18 protein-coding genes are annotated in these 21,682 nt (G+C 70.6%); 4 read left to right on the top strand and 14 right to left on the bottom strand.

Annotation, left to right across the window (positions count from 1 at the left end):
- Position 1: 1 nt before the first annotated feature.
- Positions 2 to 1,858: a molecular chaperone DnaK gene (gene dnaK, locus QP119_RS03580; RefSeq protein WP_284773704.1), complete on the bottom strand. Its 1,857-nt coding sequence runs from the start codon at positions 1,856 to 1,858 to the stop codon at positions 2 to 4.
- A 344-nt stretch (positions 1,859 to 2,202) separates the two neighbouring features.
- Here dnaK and QP119_RS03575 point away from each other — a divergent pair, with 344 nt between their 5' ends.
- Complete coding sequence (locus QP119_RS03575) at positions 2,203 to 5,631, top strand: proline dehydrogenase family protein (protein WP_284773703.1); 3,429 nt, start codon at positions 2,203 to 2,205, stop codon at positions 5,629 to 5,631.
- A 219-nt stretch (positions 5,632 to 5,850) separates the two neighbouring features.
- Complete coding sequence (locus tag QP119_RS03570; RefSeq protein ID WP_284773731.1) at positions 5,851 to 7,146, top strand: AI-2E family transporter; 1,296 nt, start codon at positions 5,851 to 5,853, stop codon at positions 7,144 to 7,146.
- Positions 7,147 to 7,838: 692 nt separating this feature from the next.
- Here the strand turns inward: QP119_RS03570 and QP119_RS03565 are convergent.
- A complete protein-coding gene (locus tag QP119_RS03565; RefSeq protein ID WP_284773702.1) occupies positions 7,839 to 8,408 on the bottom strand; it encodes a nucleosidase in 570 nt (189 codons plus the stop codon).
- A gap of 143 nt (positions 8,409 to 8,551) precedes the next feature.
- On the opposite strand from QP119_RS03565, the gene QP119_RS03560 reads away from it, so the two are divergent.
- Complete coding sequence (locus QP119_RS03560; protein ID WP_284773701.1) at positions 8,552 to 9,085, top strand: type 1 glutamine amidotransferase domain-containing protein; 534 nt, start codon at positions 8,552 to 8,554, stop codon at positions 9,083 to 9,085.
- Positions 9,086 to 9,145: 60 nt separating this feature from the next.
- Here QP119_RS03560 and QP119_RS03555 read toward each other — a convergent pair whose 3' ends face one another.
- From QP119_RS03555 to QP119_RS03540, 4 genes are all read right to left on the bottom strand, one after another.
- The gene (locus tag QP119_RS03555; RefSeq protein WP_284773700.1) at positions 9,146 to 10,480 is read right to left on the bottom strand and encodes a GntP family transporter; all 1,335 of its coding nucleotides are present in this window, start codon (positions 10,478 to 10,480) and stop codon (positions 9,146 to 9,148) included.
- Positions 10,477 to 11,400: an NAD(P)-dependent oxidoreductase gene (locus QP119_RS03550; protein ID WP_284773699.1), complete on the bottom strand. Its 924-nt coding sequence runs from the start codon at positions 11,398 to 11,400 to the stop codon at positions 10,477 to 10,479. The genes QP119_RS03555 and QP119_RS03550 overlap by 4 nt, the downstream gene beginning before the upstream one ends.
- 37 nt (positions 11,401 to 11,437) lie before the next feature.
- Positions 11,438 to 12,868 carry a four-carbon acid sugar kinase family protein gene (locus QP119_RS03545; RefSeq protein ID WP_284773698.1) on the bottom strand — a complete coding sequence of 477 codons (1,431 nt, stop codon included), beginning with the start codon at positions 12,866 to 12,868 and terminating at the stop codon, positions 11,438 to 11,440.
- A 104-nt stretch (positions 12,869 to 12,972) separates the two neighbouring features.
- Positions 12,973 to 13,665: a FadR/GntR family transcriptional regulator gene (locus QP119_RS03540; RefSeq protein WP_284773697.1), complete on the bottom strand. Its 693-nt coding sequence runs from the start codon at positions 13,663 to 13,665 to the stop codon at positions 12,973 to 12,975.
- Between the two features lie 226 nt (positions 13,666 to 13,891).
- Here QP119_RS03540 and QP119_RS03535 point away from each other — a divergent pair, with 226 nt between their 5' ends.
- Positions 13,892 to 14,353, top strand: a complete 462-nt coding sequence (locus QP119_RS03535) for an Hsp20/alpha crystallin family protein (protein ID WP_284773696.1) — start codon at positions 13,892 to 13,894, stop codon at positions 14,351 to 14,353.
- Here the strand turns inward: QP119_RS03535 and QP119_RS03530 are convergent.
- The 8 genes from QP119_RS03530 to QP119_RS03495 form a co-directional block, all read right to left on the bottom strand.
- Positions 14,350 to 14,676 (bottom strand): ArsR/SmtB family transcription factor, encoded by a 327-nt coding sequence (locus QP119_RS03530; protein WP_284773695.1) that lies wholly within the window; start codon positions 14,674 to 14,676, stop codon positions 14,350 to 14,352. The two genes, QP119_RS03535 and QP119_RS03530, sit on opposite strands and share 4 nt — an antisense overlap.
- Positions 14,677 to 14,761: 85 nt before the next feature.
- Positions 14,762 to 15,697: a sulfite exporter TauE/SafE family protein gene (locus QP119_RS03525; protein ID WP_284773694.1), complete on the bottom strand. Its 936-nt coding sequence runs from the start codon at positions 15,695 to 15,697 to the stop codon at positions 14,762 to 14,764.
- Between the two features lie 21 nt (positions 15,698 to 15,718).
- Positions 15,719 to 16,429, bottom strand: a complete 711-nt coding sequence (locus QP119_RS03520) for a sirohydrochlorin chelatase (protein WP_284773693.1) — start codon at positions 16,427 to 16,429, stop codon at positions 15,719 to 15,721.
- A 4-nt stretch (positions 16,430 to 16,433) separates the two neighbouring features.
- Positions 16,434 to 17,741: a sulfate adenylyltransferase subunit 1 gene (locus QP119_RS03515; RefSeq protein ID WP_284773692.1), complete on the bottom strand. Its 1,308-nt coding sequence runs from the start codon at positions 17,739 to 17,741 to the stop codon at positions 16,434 to 16,436.
- Positions 17,741 to 18,658 carry a sulfate adenylyltransferase subunit CysD gene (gene cysD, locus QP119_RS03510; RefSeq protein WP_284773691.1) on the bottom strand — a complete coding sequence of 306 codons (918 nt, stop codon included), beginning with the start codon at positions 18,656 to 18,658 and terminating at the stop codon, positions 17,741 to 17,743. Before cysD ends, QP119_RS03515 begins: the two co-directional genes overlap by 1 nt.
- The gene (locus tag QP119_RS03505) at positions 18,655 to 19,443 is read right to left on the bottom strand and encodes a phosphoadenylyl-sulfate reductase (RefSeq protein ID WP_284773690.1); all 789 of its coding nucleotides are present in this window, start codon (positions 19,441 to 19,443) and stop codon (positions 18,655 to 18,657) included. The genes cysD and QP119_RS03505 overlap by 4 nt, the downstream gene beginning before the upstream one ends.
- Before the next feature lie 51 nt (positions 19,444 to 19,494).
- The gene (locus QP119_RS03500; RefSeq protein ID WP_284773689.1) at positions 19,495 to 19,767 is read right to left on the bottom strand and encodes a hypothetical protein; all 273 of its coding nucleotides are present in this window, start codon (positions 19,765 to 19,767) and stop codon (positions 19,495 to 19,497) included.
- Entirely contained in the window at positions 19,764 to 21,452 is a 1,689-nt protein-coding gene (locus QP119_RS03495) for a nitrite/sulfite reductase (protein WP_284773688.1), read from the bottom strand. The genes QP119_RS03500 and QP119_RS03495 overlap by 4 nt, the downstream gene beginning before the upstream one ends.
- Positions 21,453 to 21,682 lie beyond the last annotated feature (230 nt).

Genomic DNA, 21,682 nt, shown 5'->3' with positions numbered 1-21,682 from the left:
GTCACTTATCGCCACCGTCCTTGTTCTCATCCTCGTCCACGACCTCGGCGTCGACGACGTCGTCGTCAGCGGCGGCGCCGGCACCGGCGGCACCGGCCTCGGTCGTGCCCTGGTTCTGGCTGGCCTCATAGATGGCCTTGCCCATCTCCTGGGACTCGGTGGACAGCTTCTCGACGGCCGACTTGATGGCCTCGAGGTCGTCGCCCTTGAGCGCCTCCTCGACACCCTTGGCGGCGTCCTCGACCTTGCCCTTGACGTCGTCGGAGAGCTTGTCCTCGTTCTTCTTCACGAAGTTGCGGGTCTGGTAGACCATCGACTCCGCGGAGTTGCGGGTCTCCTGGTCCTCGCGACGCTTCTTGTCCTCCTCGGCGTGGGCCTCGGCGTCCTTGACCATGCGGTCGATCTCCTCCTGGGACAGGCCGGAGCCGTCCTGGATGGTGATCGTGTTCTCCTTGCCGGTGCCCTTGTCCTTGGCGGTGACGTGCACGATGCCGTTGGCGTCGATGTCGAAGGTCACCTCGATCTGGGGCACGCCGCGGGGAGCCGGCGCGATGCCGCCGAGCTCGAAGGAGCCGAGCAGCTTGTTGGCGCTGGCCATCTCGCGCTCGCCCTGGAAGACCTGGATCTGCACGGAGGGCTGGTTGTCCTCGGCGGTCGTGAAGGTCTCGGAGCGCTTGGTCGGGATGGTGGTGTTGCGCTCGATGAGCTTGGTCATCACGCCGCCCTTGGTCTCGATGCCCAGCGACAGCGGGGTCACGTCGAGCAGCAGCACGTCCTTGACCTCACCGCGCAGGACGCCGGCCTGCAGGGCGGCGCCGACGGCGACGACCTCGTCCGGGTTGACGCCCTTGTTCGGCTCCTTGCCGGAGAGCTCCTTGACCAGGTCGGTCACGGCCGGCATACGGGTCGAGCCGCCGACCAGGACGACCTGGTCGATCTCGGAGACCGAGAGTTCGGCGTCGGAGAGCACCTGGTTGAACGGCTTCTTGGTGCGGTCCAGCAGGTCCTGGGTGATGCGCTGGAACTCGGCGCGCGAGAGGGTCTCGTCCAGGAACAGCGGGTTCTTGTCGGCGTCGACGGTGATGTAGGGCAGGTTGATGGAGGTCTGCTGCGAGCTGGACAGCTCGATCTTCGCCTTCTCAGCGGCCTCACGCAGACGCTGCAGGGCCATCTTGTCCTTGGTCAGGTCGATGCCGTGGGCGCCCTTGAACTTCTCGACGAGCCAGTCGACGATGCGCTGGTCCCAGTCGTCGCCGCCGAGCTCGTTGTCGCCGGCGGTGGCGCGGACCTCGACCACGCCGTCGCCGATCTCGAGCAGCGAGACGTCGAAGGTGCCGCCGCCGAGGTCGAAGACCAGGATGGTCTGGTCGTCGTCGTTCTTCTCCAGGCCGTAGGCCAGGGCGGCCGCGGTCGGCTCGTTGACGATGCGCAGGACGTTCAGGCCCGCGATCTGGCCGGCCTCCTTGGTGGCCTGACGCTGGGCGTCCTCGAAGTAGGCCGGGACGGTGATGACGGCGTCGGTGACGTCCTCACCGAGGTAGCTCTCGGCGTCCCTCTTCAGCTTCATCAGCGTGCGCGCGGAGATCTCCTGCGCGGTGTACTTCTTGTCGTCGATGTCGACGTGCCAGCTCGGGTCGCCGATGTGGCGCTTGACCGAGCGGATGGTGCGGTCGACGTTGGTGACCGCCTGGTTCTTGGCGGACTGGCCCACCAGCACCTCGCCGTTCTTGGCGAAGGCGACGACCGACGGGGTGGTACGCGAACCCTCGGAGTTCGCGATGACCTGCGGCTCACCGCCCTCGAGCACGGAGACGACCGAGTTGGTGGTGCCGAGATCGATGCCTACTGCGCGACCCATGGTGTGTGTTCCTCCTGATTTAAGTGTTCGTTCGTTAGCTTCTGGCGGAGTTGACCCGTCGGGGCTCAACGCGGACCACTGTAACAGAATCCCTTGAGCCAGGCTCACTCAACCTCGCACCAGGTACAACGCCCCGGCACCAAAATTGTTCCACACAGGCTCAACTTTCTTCGTCCACGCAGTTCAACGCCCCTAAATTTCCGACCCCGCGCGCCCATCACCCCAGCGCACCCCATCTGTTGCGTGCGCACCATTGCGCTGTCTAACGTGTGTCAGCCGATTATGACACGGCTCACCAGTATCTCTTCGTGCGCTCCGCCGCACCCCTAAGGAAAGGACGCGAAGTGACCGTCGACTCCACCAACACCCCCACCGCGCCGGCGAACTCCGCCGACGTCGACGCCGCCGTGCCGGACGCCATCGCCCGCGCCCACGAGTGGCTGGCCGCCGACTCGGAAACCGGCTCGGAGGCCCGCGCCGCCGAGCAGCTCTCCGCGATCCTGCGCGACCCCGAGGGCATGCGCTTCACCATGGACTTCGTCGACCGCGTCGCCCGTCCCACCGACGACGCCGCCGCAGCCCAGGCCCTGCACAAGGTCACCGACGGCGTCTCCCCGTCTTTCCTGGGCTCCGTCGACTCCGCACTGCTGACCGTCGGTGCGAAGGCCGGCCGGATCGCCCCGCGCCTGGTCATGCCCGCCGCCCGGGCCCGCATGCGCCAGCTGGTCTCCCACCTCGTCCTCGACGTCGAGGGCCGCACCCTGCGCGACCGCCTCGACCGGGCCGCCGAGGCCGGCGAGCAGCTCAACCTCAACCTCCTCGGCGAGCTCGTCCTCGGCGAGAAGGAGGCGCGCGACCGCACGCGCCGCACCATCGAGCTCATCGAGAACCCGCGCGTCACCTACGTATCCGTCAAGGCCTCCAGCCTGTGCGCCCAGCTGCAGCACTGGGACCACGCCGGCAGCCTCGAGCGCCTCAAGGAGCGCCTGCGCCCCGTCTACCGCGCCGCGAAGGCCCACGGGGTCTTCGTCAACCTCGACATGGAGGAGTACCACGACCTCGAGCTGACCGTCGACCTGTTCACCGGGCTCGTCGACGAGCCCGAGTTCCGGGACCTGACCGCCGGCATCGTCCTGCAGGCCTACCTGCCCGACTCGCCGGCCGCCCTCGAGCGGATCGCCGACTTCGCCCGCGCCCGCCACGCCGCCGGCGGCGCCCCGCTCAAGGTCCGCCTGGTCAAGGGCGCCAACCTCGCCATGGAGCGCGTCCACGCCGAGGTCCACGGCTGGCCCCAGGCGCCCTACCTGACCAAGCCCGAGACCGACTCGAACTACTACCGCCTGCTCGACCTGGCCCTGCAGCCCGACCTCGCCGACGCCCTGCGCGTCGGTGTGGCCTCCCACAACCTGTTCACCTCCGCGCTCGCCTGGGAGCTGGCGGACCGCCGCGGGGTGACCCGCCAGCTCGACGCCGAGATGCTGCAGGGCATGGCGCCCGGCCAGGCCCGCGCCGTGCGCGAGGTCTTCGGCACCGTCATCCTCTACACGCCCGTCGTGCGTACCGAGGACTTCGACGTCGCCGTCTCCTACCTCGTGCGCCGCCTCGAGGAGAACGCCGACCCGGAGAACTTCCTCCACTCGCTGTTCGCCCCGGAGGGCGAGGGCGCGATGGACGGCCAGGAGGAGGTCTTCGCCCGCGCCGTGCGCTCCCGCTGGAAGACCCAGGCCGGCCCGCGCCGCCGCCAGGACCGCACCGCCGAGTCCGGTCGGCAGGCCCCGCGCACCGGCCGCTTCGCCAACGAGCCCGACACCGACCCCGCCCTGCCCGCCAACCGCGCCTGGGCGCTCGAGGCGCTCACCGCCGAGCTGCCCGCCGCCCCCGAGCCGGTCACCGACACAGAGATTGTCGACGCCGCGCTCGCCCACGGCCGCACGTTGGGCGCGGCGTGGGGCACACGCGACGTCGGCAAGCGCGCCTACGTGCTGGAGGCCGTCGGTGACGCCGTCGCCGACGCGCGCGGACGGCTGATCGCGGCGATGACGCAGGAGGCCGGCAAGACCGTCGACCAGGCCGACCCCGAGGTCTCCGAGGCCGTCGACTTCTGCTCCTACTACGCGCACTCCGCGCGCCGGCTCGCCGGGCCGCAGGCCGAGTTCCACCCGCGCACGCTCACCCTCGTCGTGCCGCCGTGGAACTTCCCGGTGGCCATCCCGGTCGGCGGCATCACCGCCGCGCTGGCCGCCGGTTCCGCCGTCGTGGTCAAGCCCGCCCCGCAGGTCACCCGGTGCGCCGCGGTGCTCGTGGAGGCGGTCCGCACCGGGCTCGCCGCCGCCGGCGAGGACCCGGACCTGGTGCAGCTGGTCATGGTCCCCGAGGACGAGACCGGCCGGCACCTGATCAGCCACGCGGACATCGACCAGGTGATCCTCACCGGTGCCAGCGACACCGCCGCGCTGTTCCGCTCCTGGCGGCCCGAGATGGTGCTGCAGGCCGAGACGTCCGGCAAGAACGCACTGGTCATCACACCGTTCGCCGACCCGGACCTCGCCGTCGACGACCTCGTGCACTCGGCCTTCGGCCACTCCGGGCAGAAGTGCTCCGCGGCCTCCCTGGCCATCGTCGTCGGCTCGGACGGGCCCTCGGAGCGCCTGATCGGCCAGCTCGTCGACGCCACCGAGACCCTCGTCGTGGGGCCGGGCACCGACCCGGCGACCACGATGAACGGGCTGATCGAGGCGCCCGGCGAGAAACTCGAGCGCGGTCTGACCCGGCTCGAGGAGGGCGAGCGCTGGCTCGTCGAGCCGGAGCAGCTCGACGAGGAGGGACTGTTCTGGCGCCCCGGCATCCGCGACAACGTGCGTCCCGGTTCCTGGTTCCACACCCACGAGTGCTTCGGCCCGGTCCTCGGCATCATGCGGGCGAAGGACCTCGACGAGGCCATCGACTGGCAGAACGCGACCGGCTTCGGGCTCACCGGCGGCATCCACTCCCTCGACGACGACGAGGTCGCGCACTGGATGGAGCGCGTCGAGGTGGGCAACGCCTACGTCAACCGCGGCATCACCGGCGCGATCGTCGAGCGCCAGCCCTTCGGCGGCTGGAAGAACTCCTCGGTCGGCCCCGGCGCCAAGGCCGGCGGCCCGAACTACGTCGCCCAGCTCGGCGACTGGACCGACCCGGCCGGCGAGCTGCCCGTCCACGAGGTCGACCTGCAGCCGGCCGTCGCCGCGGAGCTGCGCCGCGCCGCCGACCTGGTCGGCGACGAACTGACGGAGGCCGACCTGAACTGGCTGTGGCGCGCCGCGGAGCTCGACGAGCTGGCCTGGCGCTCCGAGTTCGGCCGCGCGCACGACCCGGCCGCCCTGGCCGGCGAGGCCAACGTCTTCCGCTACCGTCCGGTGCTTGAGCCGGTGCTCGTCCACGTCGGCGCCGGTGCAGCCCGCCGCGACGTCATCCGCCAGCGCCTCGCCGCGGCACGTACGCAGGCCCCGGTCGTATTCGCCGACGACTCGCAGGTCGAGCGTGTCGCGGGCGCGGTGGCCTCCCAGGACTCCGCCCGCGTGCGCTGCCTGGGTGAGGTACCGGAGCTGCTGCGCACCACCGCCGCCGAGCACGGCGCCGTCGTCCTCGACGGTCCCGTCCTCGCCGACGGCCGCCGCGAGCTGCTGCCCTACCTCCTCGAGCAGGCCGTCTCGGTGACCACGCACCGCTTCGGGCTCCACACGGACACGGGGCGGGTGCGCGCCGACGTCTTGGGCGCGGGGTGTCGTTAATCTCCCGGGCTGTCTCCCCGGCGGGCCGGGCGGACCCGGCGAGCCCGGTCCGCGGTGGCCGTCCGGGTGTCCCTCGGCGGCTTGCTCGGATACGCTCGCCGTATGACGAACTCCGAGAACTCCGGTGAGCAGCCCGCGGGCTCGCGCACCGAGGAGCAGATCGAACGCTCCGAGCAGGTCGATCCGCCGACCCCGCCGAAGAAGGACGCCCAGCGCCGCATGACGGAGGACTTCCCCGCCACGGTCCACGCGCACGTGGAGGGCACCTTCCCCGGCGCGGTCGAGCGTGACGAGGGCGTGACCGACCGCGGTGTCATCATCGGCCGCGACGGCCGCTGGGCCGCCGGGTGGGCGCTGCGCTTCATCATCATGGTCGCCGCCGGCTGGATCCTCTGGCAGGGTCTCGGCATGGTCTGGACCGGCCTGCTGCCGGTGCTGCTCGCACTCATCGTCTGCACCGTGCTGTGGCCGCCGGTCAAGTGGCTGCGCGAGCACAAGGTCCCGGCGGCGCTCGCCGTGGTGATCACGCTGCTCGGCGCGGTCGCGGTCATCTTCGGCGTCGGCGCGATGATCGCGCCGTCGATCCGCAAGCAGATCCCCCAGCTCGTGGAGCAGGCGCAGGGCGGCGGCCAGAAGCTGCTGGACTGGGTGCAGGGCCCGCCGCTCAACCTGGAGCTCGGCGAGTTCGAGAACCTTCTCAACGACGTCATGGGCTTCCTGCAGGAGCGTGCCTCGCAGATCGCGACCGGTGTCTTCGCCGGCCTGTCGGGGGCGACCTCGGCGGCGGTGACGCTGCTGGTCATGGTCGTCATGACGTTCTTCTTCCTCAAGGACGGCCCACGCTTCCTGCCCTGGATGCGCCAGTACACCGGCGGCAACGCGGGCTGGCACCTGACCGAGGTACTCTCGCGGTCCTGGAACACGCTGGCGGGCTTCATCCGCGCGCAGGCGCTGGTCTCCGCGGTCGACGCGGTCTTCATCGGCCTGGGCCTGGTCGTGCTGCAGGTGCCGCTGGCGCTCGCGCTGGCCGTGATCACGTTCTTCGCGGGCTTCATCCCGATCATCGGTGCGTTCACCGCCGGCGCCCTGGCCGTCGTCATCGCACTGGTGACCAACGGCCTGACCAACGCGCTGCTCGTGCTCGCGCTCATCGTCCTGGTCCAGCAGATCGAGGGCAACGTGCTCTCGCCGATCATCCAGTCGAAGGCGATGAACCTGCACGCCGCGATCGTACTGCTCTCGGTCACGGTCGGTTCCACGCTCTTCGGCATCATGGGTGCCTTCCTCGCGGTGCCGGTCGCGGCCGTGGTTGCCGTCTGGTTCCGCTACCACTCGGAGATGGTGGCGCTGCGTGCCGGCGAGATCACGATCGACGACATCCAGATCGCGACCGCCCGCGGCGAGACGCTCACCGCCTCGGAGGGCTTCACCAAGGTGCGCGAGCACCTGCGTGACATCACGCCCTTCAAGAAGCCGAGCGGCTCCGCCGTCGCGGTCGGCAAGCCGGAGGACTGAGTCCACTCTCCTTCACCTCCTCTCCTTGCTTTCCGACGCCCACGCCCCGCGCGTGGGCGTCATTTTTGTGGTTTGCGGGGGTTGGGGTTGTCGGGCTCAGAAGGGCACGGGTGCGGCCGGGTCGTAACCGATCTCCTCGTCATAGGCCGCCCGATTCGCCTCACCACGCACCCTCGCCCGCTCCTCAGCCTGCTGACGATGCTCCGAGACCGTCATCGCAAGACGCGCACCACCCGGAGTGCATCGCGATCGCAAGGCCGGCAGCCGGAGACCCGGCCGGAGCCATGGTTCGAAGACTTGTCATTCTCCGACAGCCCTCGCAGTAAGTCACTGCACCAGCACGCCCAAACCCCTCGACAGGGTCTTGCAGTGGATCACTGCACGATCCCCATTCAACGCACCCAGCCTCTCCCCCAACTGACCCCGACGACCCTGCAGTGAGTCACTGGACCGCCGTACAGAAACCAGCATCGGCGAGACAGGATGAGGCTGCAGTACATCACTGCACACCCCCGGGCCGGCCCGACCCCCCAGAAAAGCCCCCGAACAAAACCCGACCTAACCAGCAACAACCAAACCAGGACAACCACCATCGCGGGCATTGCCCATCATCAAAGCCACCCACGAGCATCGTCATACAATCGTCATACAACAGCATCAAGGAACGCCGCCAAAGCAACACCCCCGCACCGTCACACGAAGCCGAGGGCGCGCGCGGCGTCAGCAAGCTCGACGGCCGCACGCGGGAGGGCGCCGAGCCAGCGCGCCTCGGACTCGTCGTCGGCGTTGTCACTGACCTGCTTGAGCAGGGTGACGGGGACACCGGCCTCGCGGGCGGCCCACGCGACGGCGTAGCCCTCCATCTCGGCGAGGTCGGCCGAGGCAGCGAGGCGGACGCGGACGGCGGCGTCGGAGATGAAGGCGTCGCCGCTGGCCAGGCGCGCCGTCGGCAGCGCGCCCGCACCGACGAGCGGCAGAGAAAGCTCGACCGGGAACGGCGCGCCGATGACGCGCTCGATCGCGGCGACGTCGAAGTCGTGCTGGGTGACGGTCTCAACCTCGTAGACGCCGCCCAGGCCGTCGTGGAGCGCGCCTGCGGTGCCGATGTTGACCACCCGCGAGTACTCACGCTGCGCCAGCCGACGCGCCACCGCGGCGGCCGCGCGCACGAGTCCCACGCCCGTGACCAGCAGTTCCGCCTCGGGCGGGAGGCCGGCAGCCTCGCCACGGTCGGCGGCGACGAAGAGCACGGGTGCGGACATGCGGGACTCCCCTGACAAGAAGACGACACAGATATGACCGAAACAGGCACCGGGACCACCGCTGCGCAGGAAACCTTGAATAGTGCGCGCCGATGGTTACCCTCGGTGCCGTAAACGTTACCGATCAATCAGGAGGAAGAGTCATGGGCCAGTTGGACAACGTCAAGGTCGCCGTCGTCGCCACCAACGACTTCGAGGACTCCGAGCTGACCAGCCCGGTCGAGGCCGTCAAGTCCGAGGGCGCCGAGGTCAAGGTCGTCTCCACCGAGTCGGGCACCATCACCGGCAAGAAGGGCGCCGAGGTCACCGTCGACCTGACCACCGCGGACGCGAAGGCCGAGGACTTCGACGCGCTGATCCTGCCCGGCGGCACCAACAACGCCGACATCATCCGCACCGACGAGAACGCCGTCGCCCTGGTGCGCGGCATCGCCGAGGCCGGCAAGCCGATCGGCGCGATCTGCCACGGCCCCTGGATCCTGGCCGACGCCGACGCCCTGCGCGGCCGCACCGTGACCTCGTTCAAGTCGCTCAAGACCGACCTGACCAACGCGGGCGCGACCTGGGTCGACTCCGAGTGCGAGTGCGACCAGGGCCTGGTCACCTCCCGCACCCCGGACGACCTGCCGGCGTTCAACGCCAAGATCGTCGAGGAGTTCGCCGAGGGCATCCACTAAGAGAGATTGACGACGGCCCCGCCGACCTTGCGGTCGGCGGGGCTTGCGCGTACGGGGGCGTCAGACCAGCACGTAGACGCCGGCGGTGGCAATGAATCCGATCAGGGAGAAAGCCGTGGACAGCAGGGTCCAGCTCTGCAGACCCTGCTTGACGCTCAATCCGAGGTAGCGGGTGACGATCCAGAACCCGGAGTCGTTGATGTGCGAGACGCCCAACGCGCCGAACCCGATGGCGATGGCAATCAGGGCGGTGTGCAGCGGGTCCAGCCCCGCGCCTGCGATCGGGGTGACCAGCAGACCCGCGGTGGTCAGCATCGCGACCGTCGCCGAACCCTGCGCCGCGCGCAACGCCAGGGAGAGCAGGTAGGCCATCAGGATCAGCGGCATCGCGGTGGCCACCAGAAGATCCGAGAGCACCTGGCCGATGCCGGACTCCGTGAGCACGGCCGCGAAGCCGCCGCCGCCTCCCGTGACGAAGATGATCACGGCGACCGCCGGCAGCGAGGAGTCGAGCACGCTCGAGCCCCTGTCCAGGCTCCACCCGCGCTGGTGCCCGATCACCGCCCACGCGACGAGCACCGCCGTCAGCAGCGCCACCGGCGCGGAGCCGACGAAGCTGACCAGCGAATGGGCGGTGGTCCCCTCGTCGGTGGCCAGGACACCGGCGGTGCCGACCAGGATCTGGACGATCGGCAGGAGGATCAGGCCGATGACCGTCCACGCGCTGGGCGGGTTCTCCACCGGGGGCGGGGTCTCGGTGGCCGGCGAGTCGAGCAGGTCGAACCTCCCCACCGGCACAAGCTTCGAGCAGAAGTACCCGCCGACGACCGCGATGACGGACAGCGGCAGGCCGACCGCGAGCACGGTGCCGAGCTCGGCGCCGAGAATCTCCGCGGTGGCGACAGGCCCCGGGTGCGGGGGTAGCACCACGTGCACGGTGAGCATCGTCGCGGCCACCGGCAGACCGATCTTGAGGGGGTGGTATCCGGCCGTGCGCGCGAAGCCGAAGACGATGGGCGCGAGGATGATGAACCCGACGTCGAAGAACACCGGGATGCCGAGGATGAACGCGGCCGCGGTGACGGCGGCGACCACCCGGGCCTTGCCGAAGCGCACCGTGAAGTAGAGCGCCAGTGCGTCGGCGCCGCCGGACACCTCAATGAGCCGACCGAGCATCGCGCCGAGGCCGACGACCACGATCACCGAACCGAGCGTGTCGCCGATTCCTCCGGTGACCACCCCCACGGACTCGGTCAGGGGCACGCCGGAGGCGACCGCGGTGGCGAGGGCGACGACGATCAGCGCCACGAAGGCGGGCATCTTCACCCAGATGACCAGGACGAGCAGCAGCGCGACGGCCGCCAGCCCCAGCCCGAGGAGCGCCCCGCCGGTCATCCGTCGCTCCTCTCGGAGTTCCCCTCCCCGGCGGGATCCTCAGGGGTGACGGTCCGGATGACCGAGGAGTCGTCCGCGGCCCCCAGCCCGAGGGTCAGCCCGTGAAGGTAGGTCTGCTCCGCCGCCGCGGCCAGCGGTACGCCGATCCCGGCGCGGCGGGCGGCGTTGACGACGATGCCCATGTCCTTGACGAAGATGTCCAGGCGGCTCTTGACCTCCGCCGGAGTCTCGTCGTAGGCCTGCAGCATCCGCGGGCCGCGGTCGCCGAGCATGAAGGACGAGGCGGCACCCGACATCAGGGCCTCGAGGGCCTCGTTCTGGTTCAGGCCCATCTTCCCGGCCAACGCCATGGCCTCGCCTGCGGCGGCGATGTGAATCCCGCAGAGCAGCTGGTTGACGGTCTTCATGGCCTGGCCCTTACCGGCCTCGTCGCCGACGCGGTAGAGGGTGGAGGCCATCTCGTCGAGGACCGGGTGTCCGGCCTCCCAGGCGGCGTCGTCCGCGCCGACGGTGACCAGGAGGTCGCCCTCGCCGGCGCGGGCGGGCCCACCGGACACCGGGGCGTCGACCAGGTGGATGCCGCGCTCGGCCAGGCCGGGCCGGACCGCGGCGATCGCGTCGATGCCCACGGTCGAGGTCAGGATCACGGTCGCGCCCGCGGCCAGCTCGTCGGCGACGCCCTTCTCCCCGAAGAGCGCGGCCTCGAGCTGATGTTGGTTGCGGACGGCCAGCAGGACGACGTCCGCGCCCCGCGCGGCCTCGGGGGCGTCGGTGTGGACCTCGAGGCCGGCCTCGCGGCCGAGTTCGAGGCGCGCCTCCTGGACGTCGACGCCCCGCACATGGAAGGTGCGTGCGAGGTTGGTGGCCATGGGCAGGCCCATCGCGCCGAGGCCGACGACGGTGACGGTCACATTGGTCATGGGGTTCTCCTTAGATCGCGGTTGGATGACGGGGTGTTCAGTTGCCTGAGAGGGTGGCGGTGACCTCGGCCAGGGAGTCGTCGGTGCCGACGTTGCCGGCGAAGACGACGTAGGGCACTCCGGCGGCGGGGCCGTCGACGGGGCGCCACATCGAGATGATCCCCGGCTGCATGGGGCCGACTACCTGCGCACGGGTCATCTCCAGGCCGCGGGACGCGACGTCGGAGGAGGTGATCCCGCCCTTGGCGATGACGAACCGGGGCGAGACGCGGTGGACCGTGGAGTTGACCACCTCCACCACGGCATCGGACACGCGGCGGGCGACCGCCAGCGAATCCTGGGCGTCCTTGCCGGTGACCAGTCGGCGGGAGGTGTGCAGCACGACATTGCCGCACCCCAACCCGGCGACGACGCGGCCGACGAGCCCGGCCAGATACGCCGCCCCGCCCTCGCCGAGGGCTTCGGTCACGTCGAGCTCGACGACGGTCGCGGAGTCGGCCTCGAGGAGACGGGCGAGCTGGCGGGTCGTCGTCGGGACGTGGGAGCCGACGACAATGAGGCCACCGACCGCGCCGTCGGAACGCCGAGCCGCGGCCACGGCAGCGGGGTCGAGCGGGGCGGGGACGTCCTGGCCGATGCGTGCACGCAGGAACGGCGGGCCGACGCGGTAGATGAACCGCCGGCCTGCGCGCTCCGCCGCGATGAGCCCCAGGGACAGGTGGCGCAGGTCGTCCTCCGTGACGATGTCGACGGCGACGGGGCGGCGGCCACGCACGTCGGCGAGCGCCGCGGCGACCGCGTCGGCGCCGGCGCGGACGGTGTCGAGCCGGATCTCGAGCACGTCGTCGGCGGGCACGGCCTTGCCGGTCTTCTCCTTGACCCAACCGGCAAGGTCGCTGCGTGTGTAGCCGAAGGTCTCGTCCCGGGCGAACTCGGTCTCCGCGACAGGGACGTAGCCCTCCGCGTCGCCGGCGAAGTGGACGCCGCCGACGGTGACGCGTCCGGCGTCGCCGAAGGCCGGGACGAGCACGACGCCGTCGACCTGCTCGCCGTGCTCGGCGGCGATGTCGGCGAGGGTGTCCGGTTCCAGCGGGAAGTGCCCGCGCAGCGTCGAGTCGCTGCGGGAGACGAAGGCGACGCGGATGCCACGGTCGGCGGCCGCGGCCAGCGCGGCGCGCGCGACGTCGACGTTGACGGCCCGGGCGTCCTCCGGGGCCAGCGACCGGGAGTTGGTCATCACGTAGACGGCCGGGGCGTCCTGGGCGAAGGCCCAGTCCAGGTCCTCGCGCTCCCAGCGGGTCAGCACGGGCAGGTCCGCGACGGACTGGGTGCCCGTCGGGTCATCGTCGAGCACGACGAAGACGGGCTCGTCGGGGTTGGCGGCCGCGGCGGCGCGGACGTCGGCGGCCGGGATCGGTGCGTTCGCGGGGTAGCCCTCGATGAGCTCCGCGAGTGTCTTCCGGGGCATGTCACTCCTTTGTCGTTAGACCTCTGAGGTCTGGCGCCGAATTTACTCGACGGGAATGACGCTGACAAGGACCCCTTTGAGGGAGCCGGCGGGACTATTCAGCCTCAGTCGAGGTGCGCGACGATGTCCGCACGCGTCTGGCACATGTGCGCACGCATGGCGTTCTTCGCCCCCTCCTCGTCGCCGGCGACCATCGCCTCGTAGATGCGCCGATGATGTCGGATGGCACGCTCGCGGATCTCCGGCACCGCGCTGGTCTTTTCCCGGGACTCGGCGAGCGCCTCGTCGAGGGGCCGCATGATGGCGGTCAGGAAGGGGTTGGACGTCGCCCGGAAGATCTGCCAGTGGAAGGCGAGGTCGGCCTCGGTGCATGTCTCCGCTTCACCGGCCGCGCTCGCCTTCTCGTAGCGCTCCAGCTGGCGCTTCATCTCGGCGAGATCCTCCGCGGTCGCGCGTCGGGTGGCGTGCCCGCAAGACCCCACCTCGATCATCCGGCGGATCTCCACCAGGTACTCCCCCACCTCGCGCGAACTCATGCTGCGCGAGACGACCTGCACCAGGGTGGCCATGTCATTCCACTCCCCCCGGTCCGCCAGGTAGGTGCCCCGGCCGTGGACGACGCGGACGACGCCCCGGTCGACGAGCACGCGGATCACCTCGCGCATCGTCGGACGCGAGACGTCGAGATAGGCGGCCAACTCCGTCTCGGGCGGCAGCGCCTCCCCGTAGGTGAAGTCCCCGGAGGAGATGCCGTCGAGCATGCGGTCTATCCCCTGTTCGACCAGGCCCTTGCGCATACGGTTCCTCCTCTGCGGCACGCGCGGACACCCGCCACCGCGGGGCGCTCATCACGACCAAGCATAGGACCTCAGAGCACCGGCCCGCCGCCGGAGGCCGGAGGGTCCGGAATTAGCGGGCCGCTGACCGGCCTGAAAACAAAAGGTTGAGGGTCCCGGAATAAACCTTGGCCGCTAAGAGTTGAGTAGGGTGTAAGCAAGTTTGAGAGACGCAGAGGAGAACATCATGGCACTCGTCCAGTACGACCCCTTCACCCAGCTCGACAACCTGGCCCGCCAGGTCTTCGGCAGCGGCGCCGGCGCCACCTCGCGCACCCCGCGCTTCATGCCGCTGGACCTCTACAAGGAGGCCAACAACTACGTCCTGAACGCCGACCTGCCGGGTGTCGACCCTGAGAGCATCGACATCGACATCGACAACGGTGTGCTGACGATCTCGGCCGAGCGCTCCACCGGCCCGACGGTGCGTGAGGCCACCGACGAGGACGGCACCTCGTGGGTGACCAACGAGCGCTTCACGGGCACCTACCGCCGCCAGGTCACCGTCGGCGACTCCGTGGACAACGAGAACGTCACCGCGGACTACTCCGGCGGCGTGCTGACGGTCACCCTCCCGCTGGCCGAGCGCGCGAAGAGCCGCAAGATCTCGGTGACCCATTCGGAGCCGAAGAAGACGATCGAGGGCTAGTCCAGCTTCTCGTGGGAGTAGCTGTCGTGGGAGAACCCCACGTGGTGGAGCACGTCGTGGATGCGTGAGTTGTCCAGCGTGTAGCGGACCTCGCGGCCGACGCGCTCCCCGCTGACCACACCGGCGGCCTCCATCGCGCGCAGCGCGGCGGAGGCCGTCGCCACGCGTACCCCGGTGGCCTCGGCGAGGTCGGTGACGGTGGCGGTGCCGGGCGCGCGGTGGTGCATCACCGCCAGCAGGCGCAGGCGGGTCGGGTCCCCGAGCAGCTTGAACAGGCCAGCCCACCGGTCGGCCAGGTCAAGGAGTTCCTCGCGCCCGCTCATGGGCCCCATCCTATCGCGTGCCGGGGCGTGCCCACCGCGACCTGCACCGATCTGCCCCTGCACCGCCTCAACGCGCCCCGCAGCCCTAACGCGGGTCGCCGAGCAGCGTGCCCGTCGGCTCGGCGTTGACGGTGGTCCGCCGCTCGGGCTCGGCGGCCAGCGCCGCCCGCGCCCGCAGCCAGCCGCGCAGGGCGAGCGAGCCGCCGACGACGAGGACCACCAGGCGCAGGCCCCAGAGCACGCCGGGGGTGACGTCGAAGGGGGCGAGCACCACGGGCAGGTTAAGCAGCACGAGCAGCGTGCCCACCACCCCGCCGAGCGCTGCGGGGTTCATCCGGGAGACGAGCCAGGCCGCGACCGGCGCGGCGATGCAGCCGCCGACCAGCAGCGCGAGCACGGCTGCAAGGTTGGCCACCAGGTCCTCCCACAGGCCGACGACGAAGCCGGCGACGGCGGCGGTGGTCACGAGGAACTCGGCGGTGTTGACGGTGCCCACCACGCGCCGCGGCTCGGTCTTGCCGAGTGTGAGCAGCGTCGAGGTGGTCACCGGGCCCCAGCCCCCGCCGCCGGTGGCGTCGATGAAGCCGCCGAAGGCACCGAGGGTGCCGAGGAAGCCCGTGGAGTGCCCGCGCCCGGAGTAGGTGCGCCGCACGCGCCCGCGCGAGAAGCGCCAGACGAGGTTGACGCCGATGGCCGTGAGCACGGTCGCGGTGATCGGCCGGGCGGCGTCGGCGTGCAGGTTGGACAGCACCGTCGCGCCGAGGAAGGCGCCGACGGCCCCGGGCACCGCGAGGCGCAGCACGACGCGCCAGTCGACGTTGCCGAAGCGCCAGTGGCTCACGCCGCTGACCAGGGTGGTGCCCATCTCCGCGGTGTGCACCACGGCGCTGGCCTGGGCCGGGCCGAGGCCGGCGAGGGCGATGAGGATCGTCGTCGAGGTGGCGCCGAAGCCCATGCCCAGGCCCCCGTCGACGAGTTGCGCCGCCAGCCCGGCGAGGGCGATGAGGATGAGGGTGGTCATGGTCGGGTCTCCTTCAGGGAGTCATGCGTAGATGAGCGCCGAGCGGAAGCGGTCGGCGACGACGTCGGCGAGCCGGGTGGCCAGCGGGCCGGATCGGGTGACGGTCACCCCGGTGGCGTCCTGCACGCGCGGCAGCGCGCGCACGAGCCGGTCGAGCAGCAGGCCCGAGGTGACGAAGAGCGGCACGAGGTGCAGCCCGCGCGGGCCGGCCGCGGCGGCCAGCTCGGCCAGCCGCCCGGCGGGGTCGGGGCCGTTGGTGGCGGTGACCAACGACGCGGTGCGCCCGGTCAGCTCCCCGAGCTCGGCGGCGAGTCCCCGGGCTTCGGCGTTGGCGTCGGCGTGCGAGGACCCGACCGAGTAGAGGGCCAGGTCGGCGCCTGCCGGCGCCTCGGAATTGACGACGTCGCGCAGCACCCCCGCGGTCTCGGAACCGAACCCGAGGCCGTGGGTGGCGCGGGCCTTAAGGCCCGCGTCGCGGGCTGCGGCGACGGCGGCGGGGACGTCGACGTTGGCGTGGTGGGCCGCGCTGAACAGCAGGGGCACGACGACGGCCGGGGTGCCGGCGGGCAGGACCCGGGCGACCTCGGGCAGCGAGGGGGTGGCCAGCTCGAGGAAGGCGGAGACCCCGGTGGTGGCGCAGCGCGCGGCGGCCGCGGAGGTCAGCGCGCGGCTGCCCCGGTCGGCGCCGGGGCGGCGCGAGCCGTGCGAGAGTGTGATCAGCAGCGGTTCCACGGTCTCACCCCAGCCTGGTCCCGACGAGTCCGGCGGCCAGCGTGTCACCGTCGGCCTGGTCGACGACGAGGAAGGAGCCGACCGCGCCGCGGGCGGCGTAGTCCTCGACGGGCAACGCCTCGGCGACGTCGACGGTGACGTGCGCGATGTCGTTGAGCCCGACGGTGAGGTCGGCGCCCTCGGCGACGGGCGCGGCGTCGTCAATGGAGACGAGGCTGTCGACGGAGGTGTCGACGGAGGTGACGCGCCCACGGGTGAGCTTGGTGCCGTAGCGGATCTTCACGCGCTTGCCGCGGGTGAGCTCCTTGTCGCTCAAGCCCACGACGGTCGCGGCGAAGCGGCGGGTGTCCGCTGGGCGCCCGGGGCCGGCGATGAGGTCGCCGCGCACGATGTCGATCTCGCGGTCGAGGCGCAGCACGACGGAATCGCCGGCGGTGGCGGAGTCGACCTCGCCGTCGGGGGTGTCGATGTGGGCGACCACGGCCTCGCGGCCCTCGGGCAGCGTGACGGTGTCGCCGACATGCACGGTGCCGGCCTTCACGCGGCCGGCGTAGCCGCGGTAGTCGGAGGCGTGCTCGCGGATGACGTACTGGACCGGGAAGCGGAAGTCCAGGTCGTTGGCGCGGCCGCGGGCGACCTCGACGCCCTCGAGGATCTCGAGGACGGTCGGGCCGGTGTACCAGTCCATGTTCTCCCCGCGCTCGACGACGTTGTCGCCGAGCAGGGCGGAGATGGGCACGACCTTGAGGTCGTCGATGCCGAGGTCGTCGGCGACGGCGCGGGCGTCGGACTCGATGTCGCGGAAGACCTGCTCGTCGAAGTCGACGAGGTCGATCTTGTTGACGGCGAGCACGACGGTGCGCACGCCGAGCAGCGCGGCGACGGTCAGGTGGCGGCGGGTCTGTTCGACCTCGCCGTGGCGGGCGTCGATGAGCAGCACGACGACCTGGCTGGTGGACACGCCGGTGACCGTGTTGCGGGTGTACTGCACATGCCCCGGGGTGTCGGCGAGGATGAAGGTGCGCCGGTCGGTGGCGAAGTAGCGGTAGGCGACGTCGATGGTGATGCCCTGCTCGCGCTCGGCGCGCAGGCCGTCGACGAGCAGCGAGAGGTCGAGGCCGTCGAAGCCGCGGTCGGCGCTGGTGCGCTCGACGCTGGCGAGCTGGTCGGCGAGCACGGAGCGGGTGTCGTGCAGGAGGCGGCCGACGAAGGTCGACTTGCCGTCGTCGACGGAGCCGGCGGTGCACAGGCGCAGGGTCTCGCGGTCCGCGAGGGCGTCGCTGGCGTGCGCGGGGGCGGTGGCGGTCGTCATCAGAAGTAGCCTTCCTTCTTGCGGTCTTCCATGGCCGACTCGCTGAGCCGGTCGTCCGCGCGGGTCGCGCCGCGCTCGGTGAGGGTGGAGGTGGCGATCTCGGCGAGGATCTCGTCGACGCTGGACGCCTCGGAGAGCACCGCGCCGGTGCAGGACATGTCGCCGACGGTGCGGTAGCGCACCCGGCGGGTGACCAGCTCCTCGCCCTCGCGCGGCCCGCCCCACTCGCCGGGGGTCAGCCACATGCCGTCGCGCTCGAAGACCTCGCGGTCGTGGGCGAAGTAGATCTCCGGCAGGTCGATGTTCCGGGCGCCCAGGTACTCCCAGACGTCCGACTCGGTCCAGTTGGAGATCGGGAAGACACGGATGTTCTCGCCCGGCAGGTGCCCGCCGTTGTAGAGGTCCCACAGCTCGGGGCGCTGGCGGCGCGGGTCCCAGCCACCGAAGGAGTCGCGCACGGAGAAGACGCGCTCCTTGGCGCGCGCCCGCTCCTCGTCGCGCCGGGCGCCGCCCAGCACGGCGTCGTAACCCTGCTCCTCGATCGTCTCGACGAGCGGGACCGTCTGCAGGGGGTTGCGGGTGCCGTCGGGGCGCTCGACGAGGTCGCCGCGGTCGATCCAGTCCTGGACGCGGGCGACGCGCAGGCGCACGCCGGTGCGCTCGACGAGCTCGTCGCGGAAGCGCAGGACCTCCGGGAAGTTGTGGCCGGTGTCGACGTGCAACAGTTCGAAGGGCACGGCCGCCGGGGCGAAGGCGCGGCGGGCCAGCTCGAAGACGGTCACGGAGTCCTTGCCGCCGGAGAACAGCAGCGCGGTGCGGTCGAACTGTCCGGCGACCTCGCGCAGGATGTGGATCGACTCGTCCTCGAGTTCCTTCAGGTGCGGGGAGAGCGGGGTAATCGTCGTGGTGGTGGTCATGAGTGCAGTCCGCATTCTGTCTTGGTGGAGTTGGCCCAGCGCCCGGCGCGCGGGTCCTTGCCCTCGGCGACGGGCAGGGTGCAGGTGGCGCAGCCGATGGACGGGTAGCCCTGGTGCGTCAGCGGGTTCTCCACGAGGTGGTTGGCGTCGATGAACTTCTGGGTCTCCTCGAGGGTCCAGGTGATGATCGGGGAGATCTTCAGCCGGCCGGTGTGGTCGAGCGAGAGGGCCGGGGCGTGCGCGCGGGTCGGGCCGTCGGCGCGGCGCAGGCCGGTGACCCAGCCGACGTAGCCGGAGAGCTGGCGGGCCAGCGGCTCGACCTTGCGCATGCGGCAGCAGGCCGTCGGGTTCGAGCGGTAGAGGTCCGGGCCGTAGGTGGCGTCCTGCTCGGCGCGGGTGAGGATCGGCCGGGCGGTGACCAGGGGCAGCTCGTAGCGCTCGTCGACGGCGCGGGCGGTGGCGAGGGTCTCTTCGAAGTGGTAGCCGGTGTCCAGGAAGAGCAGGTCCGCCTCGGGCAGGTGCCGAGCGGCGAGCTCCGCGAGCACCGTGTTCTCCATGGACATCGTCACCGCGATCGCGCCCGGGGCGTGCTCGTGGGTCCACTCCATGATCTTGTCGGCGGGGGCGTCGTGGAGGCGGTCGGCCCACTCGTCGACGAGCCGCTCGTTGGCGGCGGCCGTCTCGGGGCTCAGCGGCTCGGTCTCGCGGGGTCCCTCGGGCGAGACCTCGGGGTCGCGGTAGTGCGCGCCGCGGGAGCTGTTGCCCAGCAGGTTCACGCTCGTCACGGTGGCCTCCTTTCTCTTCTTCTCTCGGGTCGGGGTGCGTCGGTCAGTGTGTCAGCGTTCGGGGGTACCCGCAGCGCCACCGAGAACGGAGTTCCCCGCGTGCCGACGCAAGGAGTCCACCAGGGCGGCGGAGGTGGAGCGCGCCGGAGCCGGCCGGTGCGGCGGGTCGTCCTGGCCGAAGTAGCGGACCTCGAAGACGCGGGTGCAGTCGGAGCACTTCCAGGCGAACTCGCTCTCCTCGGCCGGGAAGAGCTGCTCGCCGGCGCACCACGGGCAGTACAGCGGGTGGTTGCGGTTCGGGTTCGGCGTGCGGCGCAGGCTCACTTGAGGTCCTCCTCGTCGGCGCGCACGACCCACTCGCGGAACTGCTCGCCCTCGTGGCGCTGCTCCTTGAAGTGGCCGACGACGCGGGTGACGTAGTCGGCGAGCTCGTCGGCGATGACCTTGTGGCCCTTGAGCTTGCGGCCGAAGTTCGGGTCGAGGTTCATCGAGCCACCGAGGTGGACCTGGAAGCCCTCGACGCGGTTGCCGTCGGCGTCGGTGACGGTCTGGCCCTTGAGCCCGATGTCGGAGACCTGCGTGCGGGCGCAGGAGTTCGGGCAGCCGTTGAGCGAGATCTTCAACGGGACGTCGAGGTCGCCGAGGCGCTCCTCGAGCTCGTCGACGAGCTCGATGGCGCGGGCCTTGGTGGTCACGTGGGCGAGCTTGCAGAACTCCAGGCCGGTGCAGGAGATGATGCCGCGGCGGAACTCGGAGGGGTGGGCGTAGAGGCCCACCTCGTCGAGGGCCGCGGAGAGCTCCGCCAGGTCCTCGCGCTCGACGTCGAGGAAGAGCAGCTCCTTTTCCGGGGTGGTACGAATGCGGGTGACGCCGAAGCGCTCGGCGACGTCCGCGATCTGGATGAGCTGCTCGCCGCTGGTGTGGCCGACGGTGGGCTTGGTCCCCAGGTAGAACCTGCCGTCCTTCTGCGGGTAGGCGCCGATGTGGTCGCGGTAGCCGGGGTGGGTGCCCACCTCGGGGCCGTCGATGAGCCGGCGGTGCAGGTACTCGTCCTCGAGGACCCGGCGGAACTTCTCGATTCCCCACTGGGCGACGAGGAACTTCAGGCGCGCGCGGTTGCGCAGGCGGCGGAAGCCGTAGTCGCGGAAGAGACCGGCCACGCCGGCCCAGACCTCGGCGACCTCCTCGAGCGGGACCCAGACGCCGAGCGACTTCGAGAGCATCGGGTTGGTGGACAGCCCCCCACCGACGAAGCAGGCGAAGCCGGGGCCGTGCTCGGGATGCACGGAGGCGACGAAGGAGATGTCCTGGATCTCGTGGGTGACGTCCTGGCGGGCGTGGCCGGAGATGGCGGTCTTAAACTTGCGCGGCAGGTTGTCGAACTCGCCGCTGTGCAGGTACTTCTCCTGGATCTCGCGGATGGCGGGGGTGGCGTCGATGATTTCCTCGGCGGCCACTCCGGCCACGGGCGAGCCGAGGATGACGCGCGGGACGTCGCCGCAGCCCATCATCGTCGACAGGCCGACGCTCTCGAGCTTCTCCCAGATCGCGGGGACGTTCTCGATCTCGATCCAGTGCAGCTGGATGTTCTGCCGGTCGGTGAAGTCGGCGGTCGAGCGGGCGTAGTCGCGCGAGATCTCGCCCACGGCGCGCAGCTTCTCCGGGCTGGCCAGGCCGCCGTCGAAGCGCACGCGCATCATGAAGTAGCGGTCCTGCAGCTCGGAGTTCTCCAGCTGGCTGGTGTACTCGCCGCCGAGGTCCTGGCGGCGCTGGGTGTAGATGCCGAGCCACTTGAAGCGTGGGGCGATGTCCTCCGGGTCAATGGAGTCGAAGCCCTGTTTGGAGTAGACGTCGATGACGCGCTGCCGCACGGCGAAGGCCGGGTCGGCCTGCTTGATCCGCTCGTCGTCGTTGAGCGGCTCGCGGCCGTCGATCTTCCACTGGCCCTCGGGCTTCTTCTTGCGCGGGGTGCGCGTGCGCTCTCGGACCTTGGTGGTGGTGGGTGCCATGGGTGCCGCTCCTCAGGGTGCGGAGACGTGTTCAGTGGGATGCGACACACCCTAGGAATACCGCTCGGTCTATTCAACCGTGGACCACATGGTCTATAGTCGGTTACAGACGTTGCGCTGGCCTTTTAGGTGACGCTAACAGAGTGAATGAAACATCCCACAGTAGCATCCTGAATGAAAACGCGCGGTTTTTGCGTCCGCGGTGCTAAATTAACAGACAACCCAGTCTA

The sequence above is a fragment of the Corynebacterium frankenforstense genome (assembly GCF_030211955.1).
Classification (GTDB): domain Bacteria; phylum Actinomycetota; class Actinomycetes; order Mycobacteriales; family Mycobacteriaceae; genus Corynebacterium; species Corynebacterium frankenforstense_A.
The sequence above is the reverse complement of the archived record's forward strand: the minus strand, read 5'-3'. Positions and strand labels throughout refer to the sequence as shown.